Origin of the sequence: Salinivibrio socompensis S35, assembly GCF_000513715.1 — a bacterium.
Taxonomy (GTDB): domain Bacteria; phylum Pseudomonadota; class Gammaproteobacteria; order Enterobacterales; family Vibrionaceae; genus Salinivibrio; species Salinivibrio socompensis.
The window spans coordinates 1-601 of sequence record NZ_AQOD01000239.1 but is presented as its reverse complement, the minus strand read 5'-3'; the positions used below and the strand labels follow the sequence as shown (position 1 = coordinate 601).

At 44.9% G+C, this 601-nt stretch carries 1 pseudogene; it reads left to right on the top strand.

Going from position 1 to position 601, the window contains the following annotated elements:
• Nucleotides 1–70: 70 nt before the first annotated feature.
• Nucleotides 71–601 (top strand): annotated as a pseudogene (locus tag DZ54_RS0117340) (IS4 family transposase); the annotation flags it as partial.

Here is a 601-nt window from a genome sequence, read left to right as displayed (position 1 = left end):
ATTTAAGGTAGATGCACACCTTGTCATATGATCAAATGGTTTCACCAAAAATCAATAATCAGACAACAAGATGTGCGAACTCAATATCTTACATGACTCTCTCTACCAATTCTGTCCTGAACTGCATTTAAAGCGACTTAATAGCTTGATGTTAGCTTGCCGAGCATTGCTTGAGAGCAACACGCTTACGCTTACCGAACTTGGTCGCAACTTACCTTGCCAAGCTAGAACTAAGCACAACATAAAGCGGATGGATCGTCTTTTAGGTAACCGTCACCTACACCAAGAGAGACTCGCCGTCTACCGTTGGCATGCTAGCTTTATCTGTGCGGGCAACCCCATGCCCGTGGTTCTCGTCGATTGGTCTGATATCCGTGAACACAAGAGACTTATGGTGCTCCGAGCATCAGTGGCGTTACAAGGGCGTTCGGTCACTTTATATGAAAAGGCCTTTCCACTTTCAAAGCAGTGCTCTAAGTCTGCTCATGACCAGTTTTTATCTGACCTAGCAAGCATTTTACCTTCCTCTGTAACCCCACTTATTATCAGTGATGCGGGATTTAAAGTGCCATGGTACAAATCTGTTGAGGAGCACGGATGA